This is a genomic window from Mesorhizobium amorphae CCNWGS0123, from assembly GCF_001686985.1.
Classification (GTDB): Bacteria; Pseudomonadota; Alphaproteobacteria; order Rhizobiales; family Rhizobiaceae; genus Mesorhizobium; species Mesorhizobium amorphae.
Genome location: NZ_CP015318.1, coordinates 2,704,999 through 2,728,922, shown reverse-complemented (window position 1 = coordinate 2,728,922; position 23,924 = coordinate 2,704,999). Strand labels below are relative to the sequence as shown.

At 63.2% G+C, this 23,924-nt stretch carries 23 protein-coding genes; 11 read left to right on the top strand and 12 right to left on the bottom strand.

What is annotated here, in order from left to right; genetic code table 11:
• Window positions 1-11: 11 nt before the first annotated feature.
• Window positions 12-2,423 carry a GcvT family protein gene (locus A6B35_RS12600; RefSeq protein WP_006199708.1) on the bottom strand — a complete coding sequence of 804 codons (2,412 nt, stop codon included), beginning with the start codon at window positions 2,421-2,423 and terminating at the stop codon, window positions 12-14.
• Window positions 2,424-2,536: 113 nt separating this feature from the next.
• Between A6B35_RS12600 and A6B35_RS12595 the strand changes: the two genes are divergently transcribed.
• A complete protein-coding gene (locus A6B35_RS12595) occupies window positions 2,537-3,175 on the top strand; it encodes a TetR/AcrR family transcriptional regulator (protein WP_006199707.1) in 639 nt (212 codons plus the stop codon).
• 156 nt (window positions 3,176-3,331) lie between these two features.
• Window positions 3,332-5,491, top strand: coding sequence for a transglycosylase domain-containing protein (locus A6B35_RS12590; RefSeq protein ID WP_006199706.1), 2,160 nt, complete (start codon window positions 3,332-3,334; stop codon window positions 5,489-5,491).
• Between the two features lie 59 nt (window positions 5,492-5,550).
• On the opposite strand, the gene A6B35_RS12585 is transcribed toward A6B35_RS12590, so the two are convergent.
• A complete protein-coding gene (locus A6B35_RS12585) occupies window positions 5,551-6,726 on the bottom strand; it encodes a DUF930 domain-containing protein (protein ID WP_006199705.1) in 1,176 nt (391 codons plus the stop codon).
• A 371-nt stretch (window positions 6,727-7,097) separates the two neighbouring features.
• On the opposite strand from A6B35_RS12585, the gene A6B35_RS12580 reads away from it, so the two are divergent.
• The 3 genes from A6B35_RS12580 to A6B35_RS12570 all read left to right on the top strand — a co-directional run bounded on the left by A6B35_RS12580 (window position 7,098) and on the right by A6B35_RS12570 (window position 9,679).
• The gene (locus A6B35_RS12580) at window positions 7,098-7,682 is read left to right on the top strand and encodes a DUF1214 domain-containing protein (protein ID WP_006199704.1); all 585 of its coding nucleotides are present in this window, start codon (window positions 7,098-7,100) and stop codon (window positions 7,680-7,682) included.
• Window positions 7,675-8,223, top strand: a complete 549-nt coding sequence (locus A6B35_RS12575; RefSeq protein WP_006199703.1) for a DUF1254 domain-containing protein — start codon at window positions 7,675-7,677, stop codon at window positions 8,221-8,223. The genes A6B35_RS12580 and A6B35_RS12575 overlap by 8 nt, the downstream gene beginning before the upstream one ends.
• A gap of 394 nt (window positions 8,224-8,617) precedes the next feature.
• Complete coding sequence (locus A6B35_RS12570) at window positions 8,618-9,679, top strand: DUF2336 domain-containing protein (protein ID WP_040581835.1); 1,062 nt, start codon at window positions 8,618-8,620, stop codon at window positions 9,677-9,679.
• A 15-nt stretch (window positions 9,680-9,694) separates the two neighbouring features.
• Here A6B35_RS12570 and A6B35_RS12565 read toward each other — a convergent pair whose 3' ends face one another.
• From A6B35_RS12565 to A6B35_RS12555, 3 genes are all read right to left on the bottom strand, one after another.
• The gene (locus tag A6B35_RS12565) at window positions 9,695-10,042 is read right to left on the bottom strand and encodes a DUF1491 family protein (protein ID WP_006199701.1); all 348 of its coding nucleotides are present in this window, start codon (window positions 10,040-10,042) and stop codon (window positions 9,695-9,697) included.
• An 83-nt stretch (window positions 10,043-10,125) separates the two neighbouring features.
• Window positions 10,126-10,911: a peptidoglycan-binding domain-containing protein gene (locus A6B35_RS12560; RefSeq protein WP_006199700.1), complete on the bottom strand. Its 786-nt coding sequence runs from the start codon at window positions 10,909-10,911 to the stop codon at window positions 10,126-10,128.
• The gene (locus A6B35_RS12555) at window positions 10,886-12,616 is read right to left on the bottom strand and encodes an ATP-binding protein (protein ID WP_006199699.1); all 1,731 of its coding nucleotides are present in this window, start codon (window positions 12,614-12,616) and stop codon (window positions 10,886-10,888) included. Before A6B35_RS12555 ends, A6B35_RS12560 begins: the two co-directional genes overlap by 26 nt.
• Before the next feature lie 533 nt (window positions 12,617-13,149).
• Here A6B35_RS12555 and A6B35_RS12550 point away from each other — a divergent pair.
• The gene (locus tag A6B35_RS12550) at window positions 13,150-13,530 is read left to right on the top strand and encodes a DUF5330 domain-containing protein (protein WP_006199698.1); all 381 of its coding nucleotides are present in this window, start codon (window positions 13,150-13,152) and stop codon (window positions 13,528-13,530) included.
• 117 nt (window positions 13,531-13,647) lie between these two features.
• Window positions 13,648-14,076 (top strand): SufE family protein, encoded by a 429-nt coding sequence (locus tag A6B35_RS12545; protein ID WP_006199697.1) that lies wholly within the window; start codon window positions 13,648-13,650, stop codon window positions 14,074-14,076.
• A 139-nt stretch (window positions 14,077-14,215) separates the two neighbouring features.
• Here A6B35_RS12545 and A6B35_RS12540 read toward each other — a convergent pair whose 3' ends face one another.
• Window positions 14,216-14,641, bottom strand: coding sequence for a Ros/MucR family transcriptional regulator (locus A6B35_RS12540; RefSeq protein WP_040581861.1), 426 nt, complete (start codon window positions 14,639-14,641; stop codon window positions 14,216-14,218).
• A 415-nt stretch (window positions 14,642-15,056) separates the two neighbouring features.
• Window positions 15,057-15,428 (bottom strand): SH3 domain-containing protein, encoded by a 372-nt coding sequence (locus tag A6B35_RS12535; protein ID WP_006199695.1) that lies wholly within the window; start codon window positions 15,426-15,428, stop codon window positions 15,057-15,059.
• 137 nt (window positions 15,429-15,565) lie between these two features.
• On the opposite strand from A6B35_RS12535, the gene A6B35_RS12530 reads away from it, so the two are divergent.
• Together A6B35_RS12530 and A6B35_RS12525 are read left to right on the top strand one after the other, a co-directional pair.
• Complete coding sequence (locus A6B35_RS12530) at window positions 15,566-17,677, top strand: S9 family peptidase (RefSeq protein ID WP_006199694.1); 2,112 nt, start codon at window positions 15,566-15,568, stop codon at window positions 17,675-17,677.
• Between the two features lie 179 nt (window positions 17,678-17,856).
• Complete coding sequence (locus tag A6B35_RS12525; protein ID WP_040581859.1) at window positions 17,857-18,246, top strand: SET domain-containing protein; 390 nt, start codon at window positions 17,857-17,859, stop codon at window positions 18,244-18,246.
• A 50-nt stretch (window positions 18,247-18,296) separates the two neighbouring features.
• On the opposite strand, the gene A6B35_RS12520 is transcribed toward A6B35_RS12525, so the two are convergent.
• The 4 genes from A6B35_RS12520 to A6B35_RS12505 all read right to left on the bottom strand — a co-directional run bounded on the left by A6B35_RS12520 (window position 18,297) and on the right by A6B35_RS12505 (window position 21,529).
• Complete coding sequence (locus A6B35_RS12520; protein ID WP_006199692.1) at window positions 18,297-19,247, bottom strand: c-type cytochrome; 951 nt, start codon at window positions 19,245-19,247, stop codon at window positions 18,297-18,299.
• Window positions 19,248-19,256: 9 nt separating this feature from the next.
• Complete coding sequence (locus A6B35_RS12515) at window positions 19,257-19,694, bottom strand: c-type cytochrome (protein WP_006199691.1); 438 nt, start codon at window positions 19,692-19,694, stop codon at window positions 19,257-19,259.
• 152 nt (window positions 19,695-19,846) lie between these two features.
• Entirely contained in the window at window positions 19,847-20,443 is a 597-nt protein-coding gene (locus tag A6B35_RS12510) for a superoxide dismutase (RefSeq protein WP_006199690.1), read from the bottom strand.
• Between the two features lie 207 nt (window positions 20,444-20,650).
• Entirely contained in the window at window positions 20,651-21,529 is an 879-nt protein-coding gene (locus A6B35_RS12505; protein WP_006199689.1) for a branched-chain amino acid aminotransferase, read from the bottom strand.
• A gap of 151 nt (window positions 21,530-21,680) precedes the next feature.
• On the opposite strand from A6B35_RS12505, the gene A6B35_RS12500 reads away from it, so the two are divergent.
• A complete protein-coding gene (locus A6B35_RS12500; RefSeq protein ID WP_006199688.1) occupies window positions 21,681-22,343 on the top strand; it encodes a haloacid dehalogenase type II in 663 nt (220 codons plus the stop codon).
• Between the two features lie 199 nt (window positions 22,344-22,542).
• Entirely contained in the window at window positions 22,543-23,346 is an 804-nt protein-coding gene (locus tag A6B35_RS12495) for a L,D-transpeptidase (protein WP_006199687.1), read from the top strand.
• A gap of 168 nt (window positions 23,347-23,514) precedes the next feature.
• Here the strand turns inward: A6B35_RS12495 and A6B35_RS12490 are convergent, their stop codons facing one another.
• Window positions 23,515-23,901, bottom strand: coding sequence for a RidA family protein (locus A6B35_RS12490; protein ID WP_006199686.1), 387 nt, complete (start codon window positions 23,899-23,901; stop codon window positions 23,515-23,517).
• Window positions 23,902-23,924 lie beyond the last annotated feature (23 nt).

The following is a 23,924-nucleotide window of genomic DNA, read 5'->3' as shown; positions in this document are numbered from 1 at the left end:
GCAGTTCCTCCTCATTGTCGCATCGCCTTGCCCTCGGGGTCGTAGGGCGAAGCCGGAATGACGCGCGCCGGCCGCTCGACGCCGACGATATGCACCGACAAGGCGGTACCCTCGGCTGCAAGATCTCGGTCGACAAGCGCCAGCGCCAGGCTCTTGCCGACCGTGTAGCCATAACCTCCCGAGGTGACGAAGCCAACGCGCCGGCCCTGATGCCAGACCGGCTCGAAGCCGCTGGCGTCGGCGTCAACAGCATCGACCTCGAGCGTCACCAGGCGTTGCCTTGTGGCGGCGCCCCTGTCCTTGAGGGCCGCCTCGCGGCCGATGAAATCGCCCTTGCCAAAGGCGATGAAACGGTCGAGGCCGGTCTGCGCAGGCGTGTAGGCTTGCGTGAATTCGCGCGACCAGATGCCGAAGCTCTTTTCCAGCCTGAGCGCGTTCAGCGCATAGAAGCCGACTTCCGCCAGGCCGAGATCCTCGCCGGCGGCAAGCAACGTGTCGCGCAAGGTGGCATGCATGGTGGCCGGACAATTGATCTCGAAGCCTACCTCACCGGCGATCGACAGCCGCGCGACACGTGCTTGCGCCATGCCGATGTCGAACGCGCCGCAGGCCATGAACGGCAGGGCGTTCGCCGAGACATCCTGATGCGTGGTGCGCGCGACGATTTCCCGGGCATGCGGCCCGGTGACGAGGAAACCTGAGACCGTGTCGGAAATGTCGGTGACAGAAACGCCGTCGGCACAATGCGACTCGAACCAGCGCATGTGGAATTCCCGGAGATAGTAGGAGCCCATGATCCAGTATCGGCCATCGCCCCAGTTGAAGACGGTGAGGTCACCCTTCAGCCTTCCGTCATGGCCGAGCATCGGCGCCAGCCTCGCCTGCCCCGGCTTTGGCAGCCTGCAGGCCAGCAACCGGTCGAGCCAGGCTTCCGCGCCCGGTCCGAACACCGAGTAGCGCGAGAAGGCGGAGGTATCGACGAGACCGGCGGCGCGGCGCACCTGCATCGCCTCGTCGCCGACGATGTCGAAGGCGTTGGAGCGCTTCAGCGTGGTGTTTTCGCGAAACCCCATCGGCGCGAAATAGGCCGGGATCTCCAGGCCCCATGAGGCCGTCCATTCGCATCCGGCCGCCGTCATGCCGTCATAGGCGCCGGGGCGTTTCAGCGGCCGGCCGGCCGGCAGGCGCTCGTTGGGAAAGGTCATGACGAAGCGGCGGGCGTAGAACTGCCGCGTGGTCTGCTTCAGATATTCGCGGTTGGCGGCGAAGGCGCCGTAGCGGGCGATGTCCATGCCGAAAATATCGGCCTGCGGCTCGCCATGGATCATCCATTCGGCCAGCGATTTACCGACGCCGCCGCCCTGGCTGAAGCCGGCCATGACACCGCAGGCGACCCAGTAGTTGCGCAAGCCGCGCACCGGCCCGACGATCGGGTTGCCGTCGGGCGTGAAGGTGAAGGCGCCGTTGACCCATTTGCGGATGCCGGCGGTGGCGAGGCAGGGAAAGCGCTCATAGGCTTTGGCGAGTTCAGGGCTGATGCGGTCGATGTCTTCCGGGATCAGTTCGATGCCGTAATCCCAGGGCGCGCCGTCCATGTTCCAATGCTTCGGGTTCTGCTCGTAAACGCCGAGCAGCACGCCCTTGCGCTCTTGGCGGAGATAGGCAAAGCCATCGAGATCGACGGCGAGGCCGAGTTCCTTGTCGAGGGCGGCGACCTCCGGAATGTCCTCGGTGACGAAATAGTGATGCTCCATCGGCGTCACCGGCAGCTCGACGCCAGCCATGCGGCCGAGCTGCTTTGCCCAGAGACCGCCGGCGTTGACGACATGCTCGGCGACGATCATGCCCTGTTCGGTGAAGACGTCCCAGCCACCGTCGGCGCGCTGCTTGAGGTCGAGCACCCGATTGCGCAGGATGATTTCGGCGCCGCGCTTCTTCGCTGCTCCAGCATAGGCATGGGTGGTGCCGTAGGGGTCGAGATGGCCTTCGTTGGAATCGTAGAGGCCGCCCAGCACATCGCTGACATCGACGATCGGGCAGATCTCCTTGATCTCGTCGGGAGTCACCAGCCGCGCCGTTTCGATGCCGACCGACTGGAACACCGCCCAGGCCGATTTCAGCCATTCCCAGCGGGCGGGGTCGCTGGCCATGTTGACGCCGCCGGTCATGTGCAGGCCGGCATTCTGGCCGGACTCGGCCTCGATCTCGCGATAGAGTTTTATCGTGTAGTCCTGCAACGCCGCGACGTTCGGGTCGGCGTTCAGCGCATGGAACCCGGCAGCCGCATGCCAGGTCGAACCAGCGGTCAGTTCGGCGCGCTCGATCAGCGCCACGTCGCTCCAGCCGAAGCGCGCCAGATGGTAGAGCACCGAGGCGCCAACCACCCCACCCCCGATGACAACTGCGCGATAGTGCGACTTCACGAGCCTCTCCCTCTCGTTAGAGGCTCTCACCATACAGGCACTGTACATATGTGTCTAGACACTTGTGTACAGACCGCTTGCACGCCGCTGCGCGCCATGGCACTTGTGCGGACATGATCATGATTGCACCCCAGGACGAGCCGGCGCCAGGCAACATCAAGGTGACGCGCTGGGACTGGATCAATCTGGCGCTGCAGACGCTGATTTCGGACGGCATCGAAAGCGTGCGCGTGCTGCCGCTCGGCCAGAAGCTCGGCGTCTCGCGCTCGAGCTTCTACTGGTACTTCCAGAGCCGGCAGGATCTGCTCGACCAGCTGCTCGCGCACTGGCACGACACCAACACCAAGGCGATCGTCGAACGCGCCGGGCGCCCGGCCGAAAGCATCATCATGGGGGTCATGAACGTCTTCGAATGCTGGGCCGACGAGCGCCTGTTCGATCCCCGGCTTGACTTCGCCATCCGCGAATGGGCGCGCCGCTCCGACGATGTGCGGCGCATGATCGACCAGGCCGACGACGAGCGCCTCGTCGCCATCCGCGACATGTACCGCCGACACGGCTATGACGAGGAAGACGCCTTCATCCGCGCCCGCGTCCTCTACTACATGCAGATCGGCTACTACGTGCTCGATCTCAAGGAGCCGGTCGAGGCCCGGGTCAGCCATCTCGCCGCCTATCTGCGCAGCTTCACCGGCCAGGAGCCGAGCGAGGCCGACGTGGCGCATTTCATGCGCTTCGTTGCGGCGCGCTGACATCGGCCGGGCACTATCAGGCTCGAAGCCTTCCCTCCCCAGCCAACAAACCGCGCGGTGTGGCTTCGCTGCCCTTGTGAGCAGTGCTAGAATGGACGAATAGTTCTCCGGGGCGCCGTCCTGAAATCAGGTCACGGCGTGGGGCGGAATTCTGGAATGACCAGTCCTTTGATGCCACGCAAGAGAAGAGGTCCGATCGCCGCGGCGCTGCTGGCGGTGGATGCGTGGCTCGATTCCTCGCTCTACGAGATCGGCTTCAAGGCACGCCAGTTCTGGGAAGCAGCGACCATCTTTTCCCGGCGTTTCCGTGTCAAAGGCTGGCGGCGCGGCATCGTCGAAGTGCTGAGCGAAGGGTTTACGCTGGGCGCCGGCGGCATCGTGGTGCTTTTTGCGCTGGCCTTGCCAGCCTTCCAGATCACCACCGGCGACTGGCGCACCCAGGGCGACTTCGCCGTCACTTTCCTCGACCGTTACGGCAACGAGATCGGCCAGCGCGGCATCATCCAGCGCGATTCCGTGCCGGTCGACGAGATGCCCGACCATGTCATCAAGGCGGTGCTGGCGACCGAGGACCGGCGTTTCTTCGACCACTACGGCATCGACGTGCTCGGCCTGTCGCGCGCTATCTTCGAGAATGTGCGGGCCAATTCCGTCGTCCAGGGCGGCTCCAGCATCACCCAGCAGCTGGCCAAAAACCTGTTCCTGAGCAATGAGCGCACCTTGCAGCGCAAGATCAAGGAAGCCTTCCTGTCGCTGTGGCTGGAGGCCAATCTGTCGAAAAAGGAGATCCTGCAGCTCTATCTCGACCGCGCCTATATGGGTGGCGGCACGTTCGGCATCGAGGCGGCGGCGGACTTCTATTTCGGCAAAAGCGTCAAGGATCTCAACCTCGCCGAGGCGGCGATGCTGGCCGGCCTGTTCAAGGCCCCGACCAAATACGCACCGCATATCAACCTGCCCGCCGCTCGCGCCCGCGCCAATGTGGTGCTGTCGAACCTTGTCGATTCCGGGTTTATGACCGAAGGCCAGGTGCTGCAGGCAAGGCTGCATCCGGCCGACATCGTCGATCGCGGCGAACAGAAGAGCCCGGACTATTTCCTCGACTGGGCCTTCGACGAGGTCAAGAAGGTCGCCGCCAAGTCCGGTCAGCACTCGCTCGTCGCCCACACCACGTTCGACGCCAACATCCAGAAGGCGGCCGAAGAGTCCGTCGAATTCCACCTGCGCCAGTTCGGCAAGGAATACAACGTCACCGAAGGGGCGGTGGTGGTCATCGAAACCAATGGCGCGGTCAGGGCGATCGTCGGTGGCCGCGACTATGGCGCCAGCCAGTTCAACCGCGCCACCAAGGCGCTGCGCCAGACCGGCTCCTCCTTCAAGCCCTACGTCTATGCCGCCGCCATGGAGCATGGTTTCACGCCGGATTCCGTCGTTTCCGGCGGCGCGATCAGCTGGGGCGGCTGGTCGCCGCACAATTACAATGGCGGCTCGGCCGGCAACGTGACGCTGATCACGGCGATCGCCAAATCGATCAACACCGTGCCGGTGCGACTGGCCAAGGACTATCTCGGCATCGGCCCGATCAAGGCGATGGCCGAAGCGATGGGCGTGGAGTCGCCGCTCGAAGGGCACAAGACCATGGTGCTCGGCACGTCGGGCATGACCGTCATGGACCAGGCGACCGGCTACAGCGTGTTCGCGCAGAACGGCTTCGTCGGCTCGCGGCACGGAATCACGCAGCTCGTCACCCGTACCGGCGAGGTGGTCTACGACTGGGCCAAGGACGCGCCGCCGCCGCACCGCGTGCTGTCGGAACAGGCGCTGAAATACATGAACACCATGCTGGCGGCGGTGCCGGTGATCGGCACGGCACGGCGCGCCCTGCTTCCCAACATCGTGGTCGCCGGCAAGACCGGCACGACGCAATCCTACCGCGATGCCTGGTTTGTCGGTTTCACCGGCAATTACACCGCCGCTGTCTGGCTCGGCAATGACGACTTCACCCCGACCAAGAACATGACCGGCGGCACGCTGCCGGCGATGGTGTGGCAGCGGCTGATGGTCTACGCGCACCAGAACATCGACTTGAAGCCGATCCCCGGCCTCGATCATCCCTTCGTCGATCCGGAAGTCGCGGCCAAGGCCGAGGAGGCGGCAAAGAAGAACGCCGAGCAGGCGGAGGCCGAAGCCGCCGCCGAGCGCCCGCCGGTGTTGTCCAGCCGCACCACGCAGACGCTGCGGGAGATGACCAAGATGTTCCAGGCAGCGCCCGTGCTCGAGCCGCCCAAGGCGCCGGAGACGCTGTCGGCGCTATAGGTTTTGATTCCACGCACGTCTTTGTCTCGAAACCGGTTCCCACTTTCGGGAGACATGCTTTAGTGGAGACTAGGCAATCTGAGACGGCCCCATTCGCCGGGTGGGATCTCATCGCCGACGCGGAAGTTGAACGACAAGACCCTTGTCGCATCGGCGTCGACCTCGCACCGGAAGCGTAAACGGTACCATGTGGTTGTCGTGCTGAAGGCGGCCTCCGGAGGGTTAAGAACATTGCCCGCCTTCAGCGGAATGGATGGCAGCCATTTGGGAGAATAAGAGGCGTTTCGCAATTCCTGGTTCAAAACGCTGCCGCAAAGGTTGGCGACCCGCTGATCGCGAGGCGCGCCGGTCATCGAGCTTGCGGCCAGCGCATCGCCGGTAGCGCCCTGCGAGTAGAGCTTTCGAACACCCGGAAGGCCCGAATAGATCGGCGATCCGGCAGCGGCAGCGTTGGTGGAGCCTGGCGTCCCGGCGCTGTTGCTTCTGGGCTTCGATACCTTTGCAGGCCTGAACTTCATGGCATTTGCGGGTTTGGGCTTCGGCTTTTCGGCCGCGGCCGGAAGCTCGACTTTATCGCCGCTCTCAGCACCCAACAGCGTCGGAGCGGCGGCTGTTTGCTTTTCTGCGGTTTGCGCTCCTGCCTCCTTTTCATCTGCCTGCTTTTTATCGGTTGCCTGCTTCTCCTCGCTTTGCGTGGGCCTGGCGTCCGTAGGGGTGGTTACCGGCTTCTCGTCGGCCTTGCTTGGATCTGGCCGCTGATCGGCTTCTGCCGGCGCGGCCGGTTGGTTCTCTGCAGGCTTCGGCACGGCAGGCGGCTTCGAATCATCCTGTTTGGCCGGCGCCGGCGTGTTGTCTCGATCGCCGCCTCCATCCAGGGATTTCCTCGGGCCGGTATCCTTGTCGCCGTACTGAAAAACGGGCTTTAGCACCGCGATCGCCGGTGGCTTCGGCGGCTGCTTTTCGGGCGGTTTTTCAACTTTCTGCTCGGGCGGTTTTTCAGGCTTCGGTTCCGGCGGCTTTTCGGCCTTGGGTTCCTTTGGCTGCGGCGGGGGCTTCGGTTTCGGCTGCTCGGGCGGAGGCACAAGCGCGACATTGACCGGCTGTTCCTGATCCGGCTGTTGGGCAGGCCTCGGCAGGCTGTAGACCAGAAATGCTGCGATGAGCGCATGCATGATCAGCGATGCGGGCAAGGCCCACACCAAATTCCAACGCCGCTCTTCTGTCTCGGCCTTCATCCCCTGTCGATGTGGAACGAAATGGCGGCGGCTTCAAGCGCAGGCATCGGATCGGCGCGAACTGGCAGCCTGACAAGTCAGTGATTGGATGGCCACGTGCTGCGCCGCAGGAGGCATCGAAAATCAGAGGGGCGCAGTGCCGGAGAGCTCGTCCATGACAAGCCGGTCGTCAACACGGGGAATGCCACTCTCCTTGTTCGGTAGAAACGACTTGAAGGCAGTGTGCCATTTAGATGAGCGGGAAGCGCAAGAAGCCACCATTTACAGGCCGGCATCAGCTGAAAATATCGCGACGCCTTTAGAGCAAGCCGGCTTGCCACGAGGCCCCGCGCCGCGATATCCCGAGCAACCTCCTCTGTTTCCGGCCCTTCATGCTCAAGAATGCATTCCTCACGCTGCTTTCGCTTGCCATCGCCATCGGCGGCGGCGGCGGCAGCGTCTGGTATGCGCTGAAGGCACAGGACGGCGTTGGCGCGATCAGGATCGGCCAGTGGACCGCCTTCCCCGAGATCGGCACGCAAGCGGCCGACCCCTATTCGAAGGCACGCGTGGCACGCGAGGGCGTGCTGGCGCTCGGCCGGGCCGAGGGGCTCTCCTTCATCGCCGAACGCGATGCCGGCGGCGACCAGCTCAGGCGCGAATGCGCCTACATGATCGAAGGCGGCTTCCCAACTGCCCGTTTCTGGACCCTCTATGCCGCCGACCAATCGCTCGGCGTGGTCGACACCGACAGGCCGAGGCTTGCGGCTCTGCAGTCCTATCAGGTGCTGCGCCAGCCCGACAATTCGGTGATCATCACCGTCGGCAACCGCCCGGCCCCCGGCAATTGGCTTCTGACCGAGGGCTTCGGACGGATGTATTTCGTGCTCACCTTCTACGACACGCCGATCGCCAGCAGCACCGGCCTTTCCGATGTGACGCTGCCCAGGATCGTGAAAGCCGGCTGTAATGCGTAAGCTGCTGCACACCGTCCTGCTTGGTCTGCTTGGCGCCGGCATCGTGCATATCGTCGTCTTGATGCTGGTGCCGGAGTTTTCCGAACGCGACGCATGGTCGCGACTGGCGATGGCTTCGGACCTCTACAAGATGACAAGGCTCGACGCAGAGGCCGGCGGCGCTCCGGTGGTGAAATCCGTCGATCCGCTGTTTTACGCCGCGGCCTGCCGCTTCGACCTCGCCGAGGGCATGGTGCGAATCAAGGCGCCTGGCAACGTGCCGTTCTGGTCGGTCTCCGTCTATGACCGCAGCGGCCACAACCTCTATTCCTTCAACGACCACAGCGCCACCGGCGGTGTGCTCGACACCGTGGTGCTGACGCCGGCTCAGATGATCGATGTGCGCAGGGAACTCCCCGAGGAGCTGCAGGGCGCGATCTTCGTCGAAGCGCCGATCGAGGAAGGCATCTTCGTCATCCGCTCCTTCGTGCCCGACGACAGCTGGAAGCCTGTCGTCTCACAGTTTCTGGAGCAGAGTTCCTGCGAGCTGCAGGACTACTGATTTCGACCGCAGCGCCCTAGTGATGCGGAACAGGAGTCTTCGGCGCACCCGGCTTGTCCGGACCGCTTGGCCTCGCATCGCCAGTTAGCGGCGAAGGTTCGTAGCGGACGCCGGGGAAAATGATCACCGCCGCCGGCGTACCGGTGTTTTGACTTGCTCGATTGGTTGGTGCCGTTCGCGGCACGAAAGACAGTACCATGCCCATGGTTCGCGCATTCCTCTCGGTTGCCCCGGAGCACAACGCAACGCCTCCAAATATGATTAAGGCGGGCAGAGGGTTAACGGAGCGCTAACGGATCGTCGCTAACTTGATCTTTGTTCTTGGTAATCGCGAAACCGACACAGTCCCGGTCGAGCGTGGTCCAAGTCGTGTCGAGTGTCAGGCGTATCCTCCGTGTCATCTTCGGATTTCAGGCAAATCGCTATTCGGGCTGAAGCGGGAAAGGCCGAAAGGTTGTTCCGCGCCGTGGTGTCGGCATTCTGCTCACTCACCCGGCCCTCGCGCCGCGAGATCGCCCAGCTCGAAGATCTGACGCTGCCGCTGTTCGACGAGGTGTCGGTCGAATCGCGCCGCTATGTCGCCGCAGCACTTTCCGAATGCGAGTATGCGCCAAGCGCCCTGGTGCGGCGCCTGGCCGAAGAGCCGGTCGATACCGCCGCTCCCCTGCTGATCCGCTCACGGGCGCTGAGCGACATCGACCTCATCGCGCTGATCGGACGGCACGGCCTGCCGCATGCGCGTGCCATTGCGCGGCGCAAGGACCTGAACCCGACCATATCCGATCTGATCAAGGCGCTTGAAAAGCCGACGCTGGTCAGGATGCGGCCGCCGCAGACGATCGTGACGGCAATGCCGGCGAAAACCGAGGCGGCGCCGGGCAATGCAGAAGCGGTGCCGGCGAAGGAAGCGGCCGCTGCAGCAGCCGACGCGGAAACGCGGGAGCCGCGCGGCAATGCCGCCGAGAACGCAAGGCGCCGGCTGCGCGCCATGATGCGCCCCGATACGGCCGGCGAGGATGTCAGCGTCAACCCGTTCCTCGGCCAGGCGAGCTACGTCAAGCTGCGCGAGACGGCGCTGACCGGCAATGCCGCCTTCTTCCAGACCGCGCTCGCCGATGCGCTCGACATCGATTTCCAGACGGCGCGGTCGCTGATCGAACAGTCGAGCCATGCCGCGCTGCTTACCGCGCTCAGGGCACTCGATCTCAGCGAGGACCGGGCCTTTCTGATCGCGGTCGCCGTCTTCCCGAGGGAGTTTCCGCATCCGCAGGCAATCCGGCTGTTCCTCGACCGTTACCGGCTGCTGCATCGCGAGGCGGCGCTGGACAGGGTGCGCAGCTGGAAGGCAGAGACATTGTCGCGGGCGATCCGTGGCAATGGCCCCGAAGTGGCGAATGCCGAGAGCCGCCAGTCGTCGAACGGCGACGATCCGGCCGCCAGCCGCAAGGCATCCTAGAGATCGATCCAAGCCTTAGTCCGTCTTGACCGAAAGCAGTTCCTCGACCGGAACGGCGCCGGCCTCGATCTCGACCACCCAGATATCAGGATCGAATTTCTTCTCCCGCTCCAGCCTGGCGTCGAGCATTGCGGCATCGTCGCCCGAACCGAGCAAGGTGAAGAAGCGGTCGTCGGGCTTCGCCGAATCGTAGCTTGTCTGCGGCGCCGGCCCGAACAGGGCGACCTCACCCAGCCTGCTCCGCGCAAACACGAAGACGGCGCCGGCCTCGGCCGCACCGCGCTTGACCACGGCGGCAAAACCGCCAGCGGCAAACACCCGGCGCAACAGGGCCGACACCCATAGATCAGTGGTTACACGCATGGAAGGTTCCCGGTCGACATGCGCGGCTCCTTACAGCATCGCGCCGGAAACAGGAACGGTTCGGTCAGCCACTGCCCCCATGGTCAGTTGGTCAGGCCGATCTCGCGCATCTTGACGTAGACGAGTTCGTCGGGCTCGCCGGTTTCGGGCAGGCCGAAGAGCGACTGGAATTCCTTGATCGCCGCCTTGGTGCGGGCGCCGACGACGCCATCGAGCTGCATGTCGTCATTGCCGAAGGCCTTGAGCCCGGCCTGGATCTTGACGATACGGGCATCGGGCGCCTGCGCCTCTGCATTGGCCGGCGCTGACGCCGGGATGGGTGCGGGCGTCGGATCGGAGTCGGCTGGAGCGGCAGCGGTGTCCACGGGCCGCGGCACCGGATGAGGAATGCCCGCCGTCGTCTGCCTGGCGCCGAGCTGATCGAGCAGTACGGCGTCGATTTCGCCCGAGGCCGGCAGACCGACTTTCTGCTGGTAGGCCTGGATGGCTTTTCGCGTGTTGGGACCGGAAATGCCGTCGACGGTGCCGGAGTAGAAATCGAGGTCCTTCAATATGCCCTGGACCTCTTCGATTGTCGGGTCGCTTTTGACCGGCGCCGGACGCACGATGTTGATGGTGGTTTCGGGCTCGTCCGAGCCTGTGCGCGGAAAGTCCTCGATGCTCCTGGTGGCAAAGAAGGCGCCGGCATGCGGAAACGGCTGGTACCAGAGCGCATTGGCCGAGACGTAGAACAACGTGACCAGGAAGGCGGTCGAGCCGCCGACCAGGACAGGGTTGCGCGAGATCATGCCGCCGACGGCCATCGCGCCGTCCTCGAAGGCACTGCCGCGGCGCTTGACCGCCTTAGCCTGTTTTGCGGAGCGAGCCATTCCTGTCCCCCTTCGTCATCACCGCGGGCATCGCCAGCACGCCGCCGTCCTTGCCCTTCGAACGTCCCTTCGGCCCGTTCACCGGCAGGCTGATCGTCACCGTGGTGCCCTCGCCCAGCACGCTCTCGATCGACATCGTGCCGTCGTGCAGCGCCACCAGGCCCTTGACCAGCGACAGGCCGAGACCGGTTCCCTCGAAGCGGCGCGTATAGTCGTTCTGGATCTGCATGAACGGCTTGCAGAGATTTTCAAAATCCTCCTCGGCAATGCCGATGCCGGTGTCGCTGACCCAGAAATGCAGCCGCGAGCCAACCCGCTTGGCGCCGACCAAGACATCGCCGCCGTCGGGCGTGAACTTGATGGCGTTGGAGACGAGGTTGATCAGGATCTGCTGCACGGCGCGGCGATCGGCATTGATCTCGCCAGAGTCGGAGGCGATCTGCGTCGTAAGGCGGATGCTCTTGGCCTCGGCCTGCAACTGCATCATCGACCGGCACATGTCGACCGCTTCGACGAAGCGGAACGGTTCCGGCTCGGTCGCGTAGGCGCCGGCCTCGATCCTGGAGACATCGAGAATCGAGGTGACGACGCCGAGCAGATGCTGGCCGGAGTCCCTGACCAGGCCGACATATTCCTTCTGGCGCGGATCCTTGAAGGCGCCGAACATCTCATGCAGCAGCATGTCGGAAAAGCCGATGATGGCATTCAAAGGCGTGCGAAGCTCGTGGCTGACCACCGCCAGGAAGCGGCCCTTGGCCACTTCGGCGGCCGCGGTCGCCTCTTTTGCCGCCGCAAGCTCTTCGCGCAGCCCGGCGACGTCGTCGTTTTCGCGCAGCAGCAGCGTGAACGCATCCTGCTGATGGTCGGCCCGCATCAGGTCGAGGCGGAACGGCCTGAAATTGTCGGACGAAGCGCCGTCGCGCGGCAGCCGGACGCGCAGGTCGACCCGCCGCGCCACAGCCCCGTCGCGCATGTCGGCGAGCGCGCTGAGGTAGGCGACGCGGTCGGAAAGATGGACGCGCTCGAACAGGCCGGCGCCGAACAGAAGCTCCGGCGGCAGCTTCAGAATGCTGCGCGCCCTGGCCGAGGCATCCAGCACCTCGCCATGCCTGGCAACGCGCAGGACGACCGCATCGATCATATCCTCGAGATGGTCGCCGGCAGGGGTTGCATGCCCAGCGTTTGCCGGGTTGCGCAGCGCCGTCAGCCGCACAGCCAGCGTCAACGCCCAGGCCAGCGGCAGCAGCCAGTGCCAGGCCGCGATTTCCGTCGCGCCGAGCGGCAGGATGGAGCCGGCAAAGGGCTGCAGCAGGATCGCTGCGAAAGCGCATAGCGCGCCCCACCAGCCAGCGCGCCGCGATCCGCCGATCCACCAGGCCTCGAATGGCAATGCCAGTGCGAGCAGGGCAATCGGCGAGGCCAGGCCGCCGGCAGCAAAGGTCGCGCCGGCAAGCACGAGGCCGCCCATCGCGAGCGCCGCCTGGCCGGCCAAGGCCATCCGCCCCGTCGCGGCGACCAGCAAGGCGGCGAACCAGCACAGGCCGAAGGTAGCGAAGATCGCAGCCACGGTGACGGCCGCGCCCAGGCTGGAGGTTACCAGCGTCACCGCGGCGCCTGCGGCAAGGAAGGGGGCTGCCAGCATGACGCCGATGAACCGGCGCTGGCGCAAGCGCTCATCCGGCACGGTGATGGTCGGATGAACCATACGTTCGCAGCCGGCCGCTATCGCGCCAGGCAATTCGACGTATCTGGCCGTAATCGAACTCAACGCACTCGCACCCGGTCGTGAATTGCCCTGCTTTTTGCAGGTCGCCCTTATTGATCTGAAACTCTCATTGAGCGTTTAAGGAATGGATAAGGCAGGACCCGACCGACGCCAGGCCCGCGGCAAATATCGGGACGCCGGCACGGCAAAGCCCGGCGATCTGCCGTCATGGTAAATGGAGCGTTATGCGGATCGGGCGCCGCCGTGCCTTCGGCCTTGGCCGGCAGCGTCACTCCGCTCCCGAGAATATACATAAAAATCAAACAGATGGATGGTTATTGCTTGATGAACAAAATCGACAACTTTCAAGTCAAATCGATTGCAAAACCAATCGTTTCGAATTTGCCTAAAATTTGAGGAAAATCTTCGGTTTCGGCGCAAGCCGTCCTTTGCGCGGGTGTGCCACCATACTGCCCATAAAAGAGGTCATGCCGACGGATGCATGATCCGGTCACGGACGAGAGGGCATTGCGATGGGCTTTCTTATAAGGGCGGCTTTCTGGTTCTCGCTGGTGCTGCTGGCGCTGCCGCTGAATGTCGGCACCGACGAGGCCGGTCACGAGAGCGTCGGGCCTATCCAGGCCCTGTTTGCGGCGCGCGAAGCGGTCGGCGACATCGCCGGCATTTGCGAGCGCAAACCCGATGTCTGCGAGACCGGCAAGTCCGCCATGCACACGATTACCGCCCGGGCCAAGGAGACCGCCAAGATCGCGGCCGCCATGCTGGACGACCAGCAGGCAAGCGATCAGCAGGCTGCCGGACCCGACACCACGGTTGCCACCGGCAGTGTGGCCGAGACTATCGTCCTGCCGGCGACAGTAGAGATACCGGCAAGACTGCCGACGACCAACTGAGACCTTTTCCTGCCGCAGATCTTGGCGACACCGCAGGCGCGTCCGACCTCTCGACGCCTGCGGTGTTTTTCTTCTTTTTCCGTGACGCGACAGTGCCGGATGACTATATCCGGTATGATGACGACGACGATCCAGACGATCCGCGACGACTTTTCCCTCCTCGACGAGTGGGAAGACCGTTATCGCTATGTGATCGAACTGGGCGAAGCGCTGCCGCCATTTCCCGATGCCGAGCGTACCCCCGCCAACAAGGTGCCGGGCTGCGTCAGCCAGGTCTGGCTGACCACCGAACAGGAACCGGGCGTCGATCCGGTCATCTCTTTCAAGGGCGATTCCGACGCCCATATCGTGCGCGGCCTGGTCGCCATCATGCTGGCGCTGTTTTCGGGACGGCCGGCGAGCGAAATCCGGGCGACCGACGCGGAAGCGACGCTGAAGGGCCTCGGCCTCGACGAGCACCTGTCGCCGCAGCGCGCCAACGGCCTCCGCTCGATGGTCAAGCGCATCAAGCGCGACGCCGATGCGGCGCTGAAGCTGACCGCCTAACCGGACAAGTCGGATTTTGGGAAGGCTGGCCGTCGCAGGGTCGGGCGATTGAGCTGCACATCAGCGCCGGCCTTCAAAGCAAAACGGCGCCCACACAGGCGCCGTTTGTCGTCGAAACGAAATCAGCAAAGTGCCAATATCAGCGGCCCTTGCGCTTGCGGCCAAGACCCATCTTCTTGGCAAGCTGCGAGCGGGCCGCGGCATAGTTGGGAGCAACCATCGGATAACTTGCGTCCAGGCCCCACTTCTCGCGGTACTCATCGGGCGTCAGATTGTAGTGGGTCATCAGGTGGCGCTTCAGCGACTTGAATTTCTTGCCGTCCTCAAGACAGACGATGTAGTCGTCATGGACGGAGCGCTTCGGGTTCACCGCAGGCTTCTGCTTGTCGGCGACAGGTGCCTCGGCGGTTCCGCCCACGCGCCCGAGAGCGGCATGGACATCGGCGATAAGGTTCGGCAGTTCGCCGACCGGCACGGGATTGTTGCTGACATAAGCGGCCACCACATCGGCGGTCAGCTCGATCAGCGCATCACTGTTTCTGGAAGGTGTTTCGACGATATCCATCATATTCAGACCCCAACGAGAGTTGTTTCTAACTGCGCCCTTTTTTGGCAGGGCATCGCGCGAATTTTCTTGCAGGTGAGAGACCCTGCGATTCGCGTCGGGGAATCTTAATGAGCCTATGAACCAAGTAAGTCAATTCGCATATTGCGCTATATTCAGCGATAATAATCAAATATTCGCCGTTCAGCTTCAAACTTTCGTGCGATGTGTAACTTAGCGAGATTTTTTCGGCCAGACCAGCGCGGCTGACGCGACGTCAGGTCCCCGTTACATCAGCAGCAACAGCTAAAAGAAGCGTAATGCTTCGGCTTTGCTTGACCGGAAACAGGTCGAAAGGTTTCCCGATCCTAATGAAATCATGGGTTGCAGTGCGTTACTGGTGCGCGTGACCTGAGCGGCAGGGAACCAGGGCCGGTCAACGGGGCGTGATGTACTTCCCATAGACCCAGCCAGTGACGAAATGGCCGTTCTGCGCCGGGTCATGCCAGATTTCGCACCAGCGATAGCGGATCTTCTGTTCCTGCTTCCAGTGTGGCTGGCCGGCAATATCAAGCAGGTTTATGCCGCCGGTGCATTTGCCGGTCATCTGCAAGACTGTCCCGTTGGGATAGGCAGCCTGCTTCTGCGATTCACCTGATGGATATTTGCGCGCGTTGAGCGTGTCGCCGAACGGCACGTTGGCCACTTGCCAAGCCGCGAAGACGGTTGCATGAGACTGACCGGTGAAGGCCAGAACAGTCGAAGCAACGGCAAGAGCCGCAGCGGTGCGAACATAGAACTTCATCATCTCTCCTCCGGCCCATCTCCTGAGTGCCACCCTGATCCTGCCGTCCTGCCCTTGAACCGGTGCTGATCGGCGTGTTCATTTGCCATTCAAACAACTTCCCAGCGAGTGCCATTCAAACAACTTCCCAGCGAGACGCAATGACCAGGACACCAGCCTTTCCGACCGCCAGCCCGCCGCAGCCCGAGAAACGGACCGTCTTCGACACGCATCATGGTTTCACCCGCACCGACGACTATGGCTGGCTGCGCGCCGACAACTGGCAGGCGATGTTCAGGGACCCTTCCCTGCTCGACGGCGACATCCGCGCTCATCTCGAAGCCGAGAACGCCTACCAGGCAACGCTGACGGCCGACTTGGCCCCGCTGCGGAAGCGGCTCTTCACGGAGATGAAGGGACGCATCAAGGAAGACGACTCCACCGTGCCGATGAAGGATGGCGCTTACGCCTACGGCTCGTCCTTCAAGCTCGGCGGCGAGCAGCCGCGCTATTTCCGCACGCCGCGCGATGGCGGCGACGAGCAGATCCTGCTCGATGGCGACGCCGAAGCCGAGGGCAAGGCCTATTTCAGGCTCGGCGGCGTCGACCATTCGGCCGACCACGGGAAGCTGCTATGGGCGTTCGACGACAAGGGCTCTGAATTCTTCACGCTTCGCGTACGCGATCTCGCCAGCGGCAAGGAACTGACGGATCAGATCCCCGACACGGGCGGCGGCGGTGTCTGGGATGCCGGCGACGGCGGCTTCTTCTACACCCGCCTCGATTCCAACCATCGCCCGTCGAAGGTGGTGTTCCATGCGCTTGGCGACGGAACCGAAAACGACCGGCTGGTCTATGAGGAAACCGATCCCGGCTTCTTCATGGATGTCGGCGGCACGCGCTCCAATGAATGGATCCTGATCGGCATCAACGATCACGAGACATCCGAATACCGGCTGATGCGCGCCGGCGATCCGCTTGCCGAGCCGAAGCTGGTGGCGCCGCGCGAGAGCGGGCTGCAATACGATCTCGAGGAAGGCGGCGACCTCTTCTTCATCCTGACCAACGCCGACGGCGCCAAGGACTTCAAGATCATGACGGCGCCGGCCAGCGATCCGGTGCGCGCCAACTGGCAGGAGCTGGTCCCGCACGAAGCCGGCCGGCTGATCCTGTCGGTGATCGGCTTCAAGGACCATATGGTCCGTCTCGAGCGCAAGGAGGGCTTGCCGCGCATTGTCGTGCGCGATCGCAAGAGCGGCGAGGAACATCTCATCTCGTTCGACGAGGAGGCCTTTTCGCTTGGCCTGTCCGGATCCTATGAATACGACACCGAGTTCATGCGCTTTACCTATTCGTCGATGACGACGCCGGCGCAGGTCTTCGACTACAACATGCGCACACGCGAGCGGGTGCTGCTGAAGACCCAGGAAGTACCGTCCGGCCACGACCCGGACCACTATGTCACGCGTCGGCTGATGGCGCCCGCCGCCGACGGCGAACTGGTGCCGATCTCGCTGATCCATCACCGTGACACGCCGCTCGACGGCACGGCACCTTGCCTGCTCTACGGCTACGGCTCCTACGGCATCACCGTGCCGGCCGCCTTCAACACCAATTGCCTGTCACTGGTCGATCGCGGCTTCGTCTATGCGATTGCCCATGTCCGCGGCGGCAAGGACAAGGGCTATGGCTGGTACGACGACGGCAAGCGGCAGCACAAGATGAACACCTTCACGGATTTCATCGCCTGCGCCCGCCATCTCGTGGCCGAGCGCTACACCGCGCATGACCGTATCGTCGCGCAAGGCGGCTCGGCCGGCGGCATGTTGATGGGGGCGATCGCCAACATGGCGCCGGAGTGTTTTGGCGGCATCGTCGCCGAGGTTCCGTTCGTCGATGTGCTCACCACCATGCTCGACGCGACGCTGCCGCTGACGCCGCCGGAATGGCCGGAATGGGGCAATCCGATCGCATCGGCGGAGGACTACCGGACGATCTCTGCCTATTCGCCCTATGACAATGTCGGCGCGCTCGACTATCCGCCGGTGCTGGCACTGGCGGGCCTAACCGACCCGCGCGTCACCTATTGGGAGCCGGCCAAATGGGTGGCGCGGCTGCGCGAGCGCAAGAGCGGCGACAATCCGGTGCTGTTCAAGATCAACATGGACTCAGGCCATGCCGGCGCCTCCGGGCGCTTTTCCAGGCTGGAGGAGATCGCCTACACCTATGCCTTCGCGCTCAAGGTGACCGGCAAGGCCGATCTGGCTGGGTGAATGCGATGCGCCCCCGCCTTGGGTAATGATTTTTTGATTTGCGCATGACCTTTTTCGAAGCTTTGAATCAGCGGCAAGCGCCGCTGATTTTCCGCTCGCAATTGCCATCGCCGCGCGCTACCCAATGCCCGGCTTTTTCAGAGCCGCACCTGCCAGTCGCAATCTCGCAAGGGTCCGCCATGCTGCTCGTCGACGTCTATCTCGACAAATCGCCCATCCAGGGCATCGGCGTCTTCGCCAAGAAACACATTCCACGCGGCACGCTGGTCTGGAAGCTCGACCCCCGGTTTGACCGGCTGATCGAGGTCGACACCTACGAAGGGGAGTCCGGGCCGGTGAAGGGTTATCTCGACCGCTACTCCTATCCTGATCGGCGCAACCCCGGATACATCGTCTTCGAAGCCGATGACGCGCGCTACATGAACCATGCCGACGAACCGAACTGCGACGTCTCCTCGCCCGAGGAGACTTACGCGTTGCGCGACATCGCGCCCGGCGAGGAATTGACTTGCGACTACAATCACTTCTTCGACAGCGGCTTCGATTTCCTCGGCGACCGCCACCCGTAGCCGGGCGGAAAACCGCTGCGCATTTTTCCCGGAGTTGCTCCAGTCGAAAACTAGCTCTCCGGCTTCTTTCGAGCCGGATAGCCATTGGGATGCGGCGGGGCCGCCTTGAGATAGGCGGCGATGGCCGCACGGTCCTCGGGCGTCAGTTGGGCCATGTTTCGCTGCACGTCGACCATCGCTCCGCCCACCGAATCGAAATCCGGTGTGAAACCGGTTTCGAGATAGTTGGCGATGTCGGCCTCCGACCAGTCGCCGATGCCGCCCTCGCCCGAGGTGATGTTGGGCACGATACCGCTGCCTTCGGCGGCGATCGCGCCCGCCAGCCACTCGGCCTTCTTCGTTCCCCCTGCCAGGTCGCGCGGCGTGTGGCATTCGCCACAATGGCCTGGCCCCTCGACCAGATAGCGGCCCGCCATCACCTTGTCCGGCGTGCCTTCAGCCAATGCGATCACCGGCTGCGGGCTGAGATAGAGCAGCTTCCACAGGCCGATGCCGCGGCGGATGTTGAAGGGGAAGCCGAGCGTATGGCCCGGTGCTTTGCCGGCCACCGCCGGAAGCGTCTTCAGGAAGGCGTAGAGGTCGGCAATATCAGATGGTTTCATGCGGGCGTAAGACGCGTAGGGAAACGCCGGATAGAAGTGCTCGCCGCCTGGCGAGACGCCTTTCAGCATGGCGTTGGCCAGGTCTTCCTCCGACCAGGCGCCAATGCCGTCCTTGGCATCCTGCGAAATATTTGGTGGCACGAAAATGCCGAACGGCGTCTTGAGCTGGAGACCGCCGGCCAGTTGCAGACGCGCCTCACCCTGCGAACCGGGCTTGGCATGACAGGAGGTACAGCCTCCGGCATAGAAGATGCGTTTGCCCTTGGCCACATCGCCGCGGCCGAGCTGCGCCACGGTTTCAGCGTCGAGCCTGACCGGTGCCGACAGGAACCATGCGGCAACAGCGCCGACGCCGCCCAGAACGAGGGCGGCGCCGATGAGCTTTTTCAGTACGGGCATTGCCCGCCGTCAGCCCTTCTTGATCCTGTAGCCCTCGTGGCAGGTGCCGCAATCGCCGCCGATTGTGTTGAACTGCGCCTTCAGGGCATCGACATCGGCGGGTGCGGCCGCGACCGCCGCCTTGACGTCGGCGACATATTTATCGTTGGCCGCCTTGAAGCCGGCCGTGTCTTCCCAGATCTTCGGCGATGCCGTGGTGTCACCCTTGTCGCTGCCGGCCGGGAAGAGGGCATCGACGTCAATTTTCTCGGCATTCGCCTGCAGCGACTGCAAGGCAGTGAGCACCGCGGCCGAGTCGAAAGCCTCCTCACCCTTGACCACTTTCGACAATCCGCCGGCAATCTTTCCACGTTCCTTCATCAGGGCCTGGCGATCCATGATCGGGTCGGCAAACGCCGCCGAACCGGCAAAGGCGAGCATAGAGATGGCGATGACAAGCTTTCTCATTCAATTGGCTCCATGGGTGAAGATAGTTCGAGACAGAACGACAACGGCCTGGATGACCTGAATATTCCCGTTCCGTGGCCGCTATTTGTCGGATGTTGTTTCAAACGCCGAAAAAGAAAAGCCCCGGACGTCGGGGCTTTTCGAAAGTGCGATCAGGCTTTTTCGTAGAGTTCGAGGACGTGGTCCCAGTTGATGAGACTGTCGACGAAGGCCTCGAGGTACTTAGGCCGGGCATTGCGGTAGTCGATGTAATAGGAGTGCTCCCAGACGTCGACGCCGAGGATCGGCGTGGCGCCATGGACCAGCGGGTTCTCGCCATTCGGCGTCTTCGAGATCGCCAGCTTGCCGTCCTTGACCGAAACCCAGGCCCAGCCCGAGCCGAACTGGGTGGTGCCGGCGGCGATGAAGTCCGCCTTGAACTTGTCGTAGCCGCCAAGGTCGCTGTCGAAGGCCTTCTGCAGCGCGCCCGGCAGCTTGTTGCCGCCGCCACCCTTCTTCATCCACTTCCAGAAATGGATGTGGTTGTAATGCTGGGCGGCGTTGTTGAAGAGCCCGGCATTCTTGCCGAAGGACTGCTTCACCACGTCCTCGACCGACAGGTCGCCCATCCCGGCCTCGGCGGCCAGCTTGTTGCCGTTGTCGACATAGGCCTTGTGGTGCTTGTCGTGGTGGTATTCCAGCGTCTCCTTCGACATGTAAGGCTGGAGCGCCTCGTAGTCGTACGGCAGAGCGGGCAATTCGAAAGCCATGGATGATACTCCCTCATGGAAAAATCCGGTGTCGATACCGGACTAACATAGGTCTGGAATGATTAGGGACAACTCCGGAATGAAGCGCCGGTTCCCTTTCTAGAGAGGTTCCGGAAAACTGTCACACGGTTTTGCGAACGGACCCTGCGTCAAAACAAACGGCGGGCAAGCGAGGCGGGCGGTGGCGCCGCAAGTCGGCTGGCGGCTTCAGGCGGCGGACGTCGAATGCGCCCAGTCCCAATAGAGTTCGCGCGCCTTCTTGGCCACCGGCCCCGGCTGCAGGTTGCGCTCCTCGATACGGGTGATCGGCACGACCTTGGAATGGTTGCCGGTCGAGAATATCTCGTCCGCCTCGAGGAAGTCGCGCACCGACAGTGTCTTTTCGGTGGTCTTGAAACCGTAGTCGCCGAGCAGGTTTATCGTGCGCGAACGGGTGATGCCGGACAGGAACGTGCCGTTCGCGGCCGGCGTCATCACATGACCGTCCTTGACCAGGAAAATGTTCGAGGTCCCGGTCTCGGCGACATTGCCCAGCATGTCCAGCACCAGCGCATTGTCGAAGCCGCGCATCTTGGCTTCGAGGATGGCACGGCCGTTGTTGGGATAGAGGCAGCCGGCCTTGGCGTTGGTCGGCATGGTCTCGATGGTCGGACGCCGGAACGGCGACACCGAGACCGAAAAGCCCGCCGGCGAGATCATCGGCGATTCGTAGAGGCAGAGGCAGAAACGGGTCGAGGCGGGATCGGCCGGCACGCCCATATAGCCGCCATGCTCGGCCCAGTACATCGGCCTGATGTAGACCGCCGTCTTGCCGTCGAACTTCTTCAGCCCGTCCCAGGTCAGCCCGACGGTCTTGTCGGTGGTCATGGTGGGTTTCAGGCCAAGCGCGATTGCCGACGCATTCACCCGAGCGGCATGAAGTTCGAGATCGGGCGCGACGCCCTCGAACCAGCGGGCACCGTCGAAGACGCTGGTGCCAAGCCACATGGCGTGACTGCGCGGTCCCAGAATGGCGACATTGCCCTCATGCCAGTCGCCGTCGACGAAGGTCCATGTCGCGGATTGCGCCGCAGCTGCCAGTGTCATCGCTTGCTTCCCTGGATGATATTCCGGGGCAGCATAGGAAGATGCTTTGACGGCCGCCGTCAACCGGCATCGCCGAGAATCGTTCAGGCCAGCATGAGCGCCTTGCAATCAATGCTTGCGCCTTTTGCCTGCTCGCCTCAAAACTGTCGCTATGCATCACGCTGCCTATGTTTTCGACGCCTACGGCACGTTGTTCGACGTGCATGCCGCCGTGCGCCGCCATGCCGACCAGATCGGGCCGGACGGCCAGTTGCTGTCCGAAATCTGGCGCGCCAAGCAGCTCGAATATTCCTGGGTCAGGACGCTGATGGGCGCCTATGCCGATTTCTGGGAGCTGACCGAGCAGGCGCTTGATTTCGCATTTCGCAAGGTGCCCTCAGCGGACAAAGGGCTACGGACCAAGCTGCTCGACGCCTATTGGCGTCTCGACTGCTACCCGGAGGTGCCGGCCGTGCTCAAGGCGCTCAAGGCGTCGGGCGCAAAGCTCGCCATCCTTTCCAACGGCTCGCCGGAGATGCTGGAGGCGGCGGTCAAGTCGGCGGCGCTCGACCAGGTGCTGGACGACGTCTTTTCGGTCGATCAAGTCAGGCGCTTCAAGACCGACCCGTCGGTCTACGACATGGTGAGCACAGGGTGGCGTCTCTACCCGGCTGCGGTGTCGTTCCAGTCCTCCAACCGCTGGGACGTCGCCGGCGCCACCAAATTCGGCTTCCGCACCGTCTGGATCAACCGCGCCGACCAGCCCGACGAATACCGGGACTTTCCGCCGTCGCTGATCCTGCCGTCTCTAGAAGGTCTGCTGACCGGTGGCTGAGACCGCGCCCGCCCATGGTTCAAGGCCTGTCACGCGGCCTGTTGCTGTTGGGCAACAGATGCATTGCAGTCACAGCTTTGCCTTTGTTTGTCCACTGTCAGGCCAGAATCGGAACCGCCTATCGCCGCCAACCGTTAGGTGGACCGCACGCTCGGTACATTCACGCTTTCTTGCAAACTAAGACCTAGAAAAGGCGACCATGTTCACACCCGATTCGTCCTCCCTTCGCCTGAGCCGCCGCGGCTTTCTTAATGCCGCCGCGCTCGGCGCCGCTTCGGTCGCGGTTTCCGCCTGTGGCACGGTCGGGCAGCAGCCGGTCGAGCCGCCACCGCCGGCCTATGTCGAGCCGCCCCTGTCCGATTATGCGATGATGTACGGTCCGATCAGCGATGGAGGCTTCGAGGTTCCCGCCATACCGTACCAGAAGATCGACCCACAGTTCCTGCGCCAGATCGTTCCCGATCCGACCGGCCAGAAGCCGGGCACCATCATCGTCGATACGACTGGCCACCACCTCTATCTCGTGCGTGAGGGCGGCCAGGCGATCCGCTACGGCGTCGGCCTCGGCCGTGCCGGCTTCGAATGGGCCGGGGACGCCGTCGTCCAGTGGAAGCAGAAATGGCCGAAATGGACGCCGCCGGACGAAATGGTCGCTCGCCAGCCTGAACTGGAGCAATACAGTGCCGACAATGGTGGCATGCCCGGCGGACTCAAGAACCCGCTCGGCGCACGCGCGCTGTATCTCTTCCACGACAATGTCGACACGCTCTACCGCCTGCACGGCTCGCCGGAATGGAACTCGATCGGCAAGTCGGTATCCTCGGGCTGCGTCCGGCTAATCAACCAGGACATCATCGATCTCTACGACCGCGTGCCTTCGAAGACCCCGGTGATCGTTACCGCCAATATCGGTCAGCCGATGGTGGCTACGGCGAACCGCAGGGCGATTCCGATCGACGCCGGCGTGCCTGACGGATCGATCCTGCTCGGGCCGGTGGACTGAACAGCGACCAGATTTTCCGACCTGTTTGTACAGGGCGGCGGAAGTCGCCGCCTTGGGGGCTCGCGTGAACATCGAATGTGGATCGGCGCGCAGCGGGCACTCGCGGTGCGGCTGACGAACTACCCCATCAATAGCTCTTCCAGCCGCAGACCAGCTTTGGTGTTGAGATCAGGCGACGTCCTCGACGACGGCAATGAATTCGGATTGCACCAGAGACGGGCTATCCGGCGGCAATGGCCGAACGTGCCGGGCCGGACGCGACTGCGGATCGGGAAACATCCGCAGCCATTCTTCGTTCACGGCATTCCTGTCGCTGCTGTCGCGTAGGTAGATTTCCACCTTGATAATGTCCTCCACGCTGCCGCCGGCGGCCTCGATGATGGCAAGCATATTGGCAAACACATTGGCGGACTGATCTGCCATTCCGGACGGCAATTCGTGCGTGATCGGGCTCACCCCGTGAACCGCGCCTGAGAACACCATATTGCCGATCCGACAGGCATTGGGGACCGGATGCCTGTGGCTCAGGCCTTTCACCGAAATGCTCTTGCGCATGGTCTGATGATCCTCCGCGAGAT

Coding starts and splice junctions, on each gene's coding strand:
- A6B35_RS12595 (WP_006199707.1), top strand. CDS start 2,537: ATGATCATGATTGCACCCCAGGACGAGCCGGCGCCAGGCAACATCAAG.
- A6B35_RS12590 (WP_006199706.1), top strand. CDS start 3,332: ATGACCAGTCCTTTGATGCCACGCAAGAGAAGAGGTCCGATCGCCGCG.
- A6B35_RS12585 (WP_006199705.1), bottom strand. CDS start 6,726: ATGAAGGCCGAGACAGAAGAGCGGCGTTGGAATTTGGTGTGGGCCTTG.
- A6B35_RS12580 (WP_006199704.1), top strand. CDS start 7,098: ATGCTCAAGAATGCATTCCTCACGCTGCTTTCGCTTGCCATCGCCATC.
- A6B35_RS12575 (WP_006199703.1), top strand. CDS start 7,675: ATGCGTAAGCTGCTGCACACCGTCCTGCTTGGTCTGCTTGGCGCCGGC.
- A6B35_RS12565 (WP_006199701.1), bottom strand. CDS start 10,042: ATGCGTGTAACCACTGATCTATGGGTGTCGGCCCTGTTGCGCCGGGTG.
- A6B35_RS12560 (WP_006199700.1), bottom strand. CDS start 10,911: ATGGCTCGCTCCGCAAAACAGGCTAAGGCGGTCAAGCGCCGCGGCAGT.
- A6B35_RS12555 (WP_006199699.1), bottom strand. CDS start 12,616: ATGGTTCATCCGACCATCACCGTGCCGGATGAGCGCTTGCGCCAGCGC.
- A6B35_RS12550 (WP_006199698.1), top strand. CDS start 13,150: ATGGGCTTTCTTATAAGGGCGGCTTTCTGGTTCTCGCTGGTGCTGCTG.
- A6B35_RS12545 (WP_006199697.1), top strand. CDS start 13,648: ATGACGACGACGATCCAGACGATCCGCGACGACTTTTCCCTCCTCGAC.
- A6B35_RS12540 (WP_040581861.1), bottom strand. CDS start 14,641: ATGGATATCGTCGAAACACCTTCCAGAAACAGTGATGCGCTGATCGAG.
- A6B35_RS12535 (WP_006199695.1), bottom strand. CDS start 15,428: ATGATGAAGTTCTATGTTCGCACCGCTGCGGCTCTTGCCGTTGCTTCG.
- A6B35_RS12530 (WP_006199694.1), top strand. CDS start 15,566: ATGACCAGGACACCAGCCTTTCCGACCGCCAGCCCGCCGCAGCCCGAG.
- A6B35_RS12525 (WP_040581859.1), top strand. CDS start 17,857: ATGCTGCTCGTCGACGTCTATCTCGACAAATCGCCCATCCAGGGCATC.
- A6B35_RS12520 (WP_006199692.1), bottom strand. CDS start 19,247: ATGCCCGTACTGAAAAAGCTCATCGGCGCCGCCCTCGTTCTGGGCGGC.
- A6B35_RS12515 (WP_006199691.1), bottom strand. CDS start 19,694: ATGAGAAAGCTTGTCATCGCCATCTCTATGCTCGCCTTTGCCGGTTCG.
- A6B35_RS12510 (WP_006199690.1), bottom strand. CDS start 20,443: ATGGCTTTCGAATTGCCCGCTCTGCCGTACGACTACGAGGCGCTCCAG.
- A6B35_RS12505 (WP_006199689.1), bottom strand. CDS start 21,529: ATGACACTGGCAGCTGCGGCGCAATCCGCGACATGGACCTTCGTCGAC.
- A6B35_RS12500 (WP_006199688.1), top strand. CDS start 21,681: ATGCATCACGCTGCCTATGTTTTCGACGCCTACGGCACGTTGTTCGAC.
- A6B35_RS12495 (WP_006199687.1), top strand. CDS start 22,543: ATGTTCACACCCGATTCGTCCTCCCTTCGCCTGAGCCGCCGCGGCTTT.
- A6B35_RS12490 (WP_006199686.1), bottom strand. CDS start 23,901: ATGCGCAAGAGCATTTCGGTGAAAGGCCTGAGCCACAGGCATCCGGTC.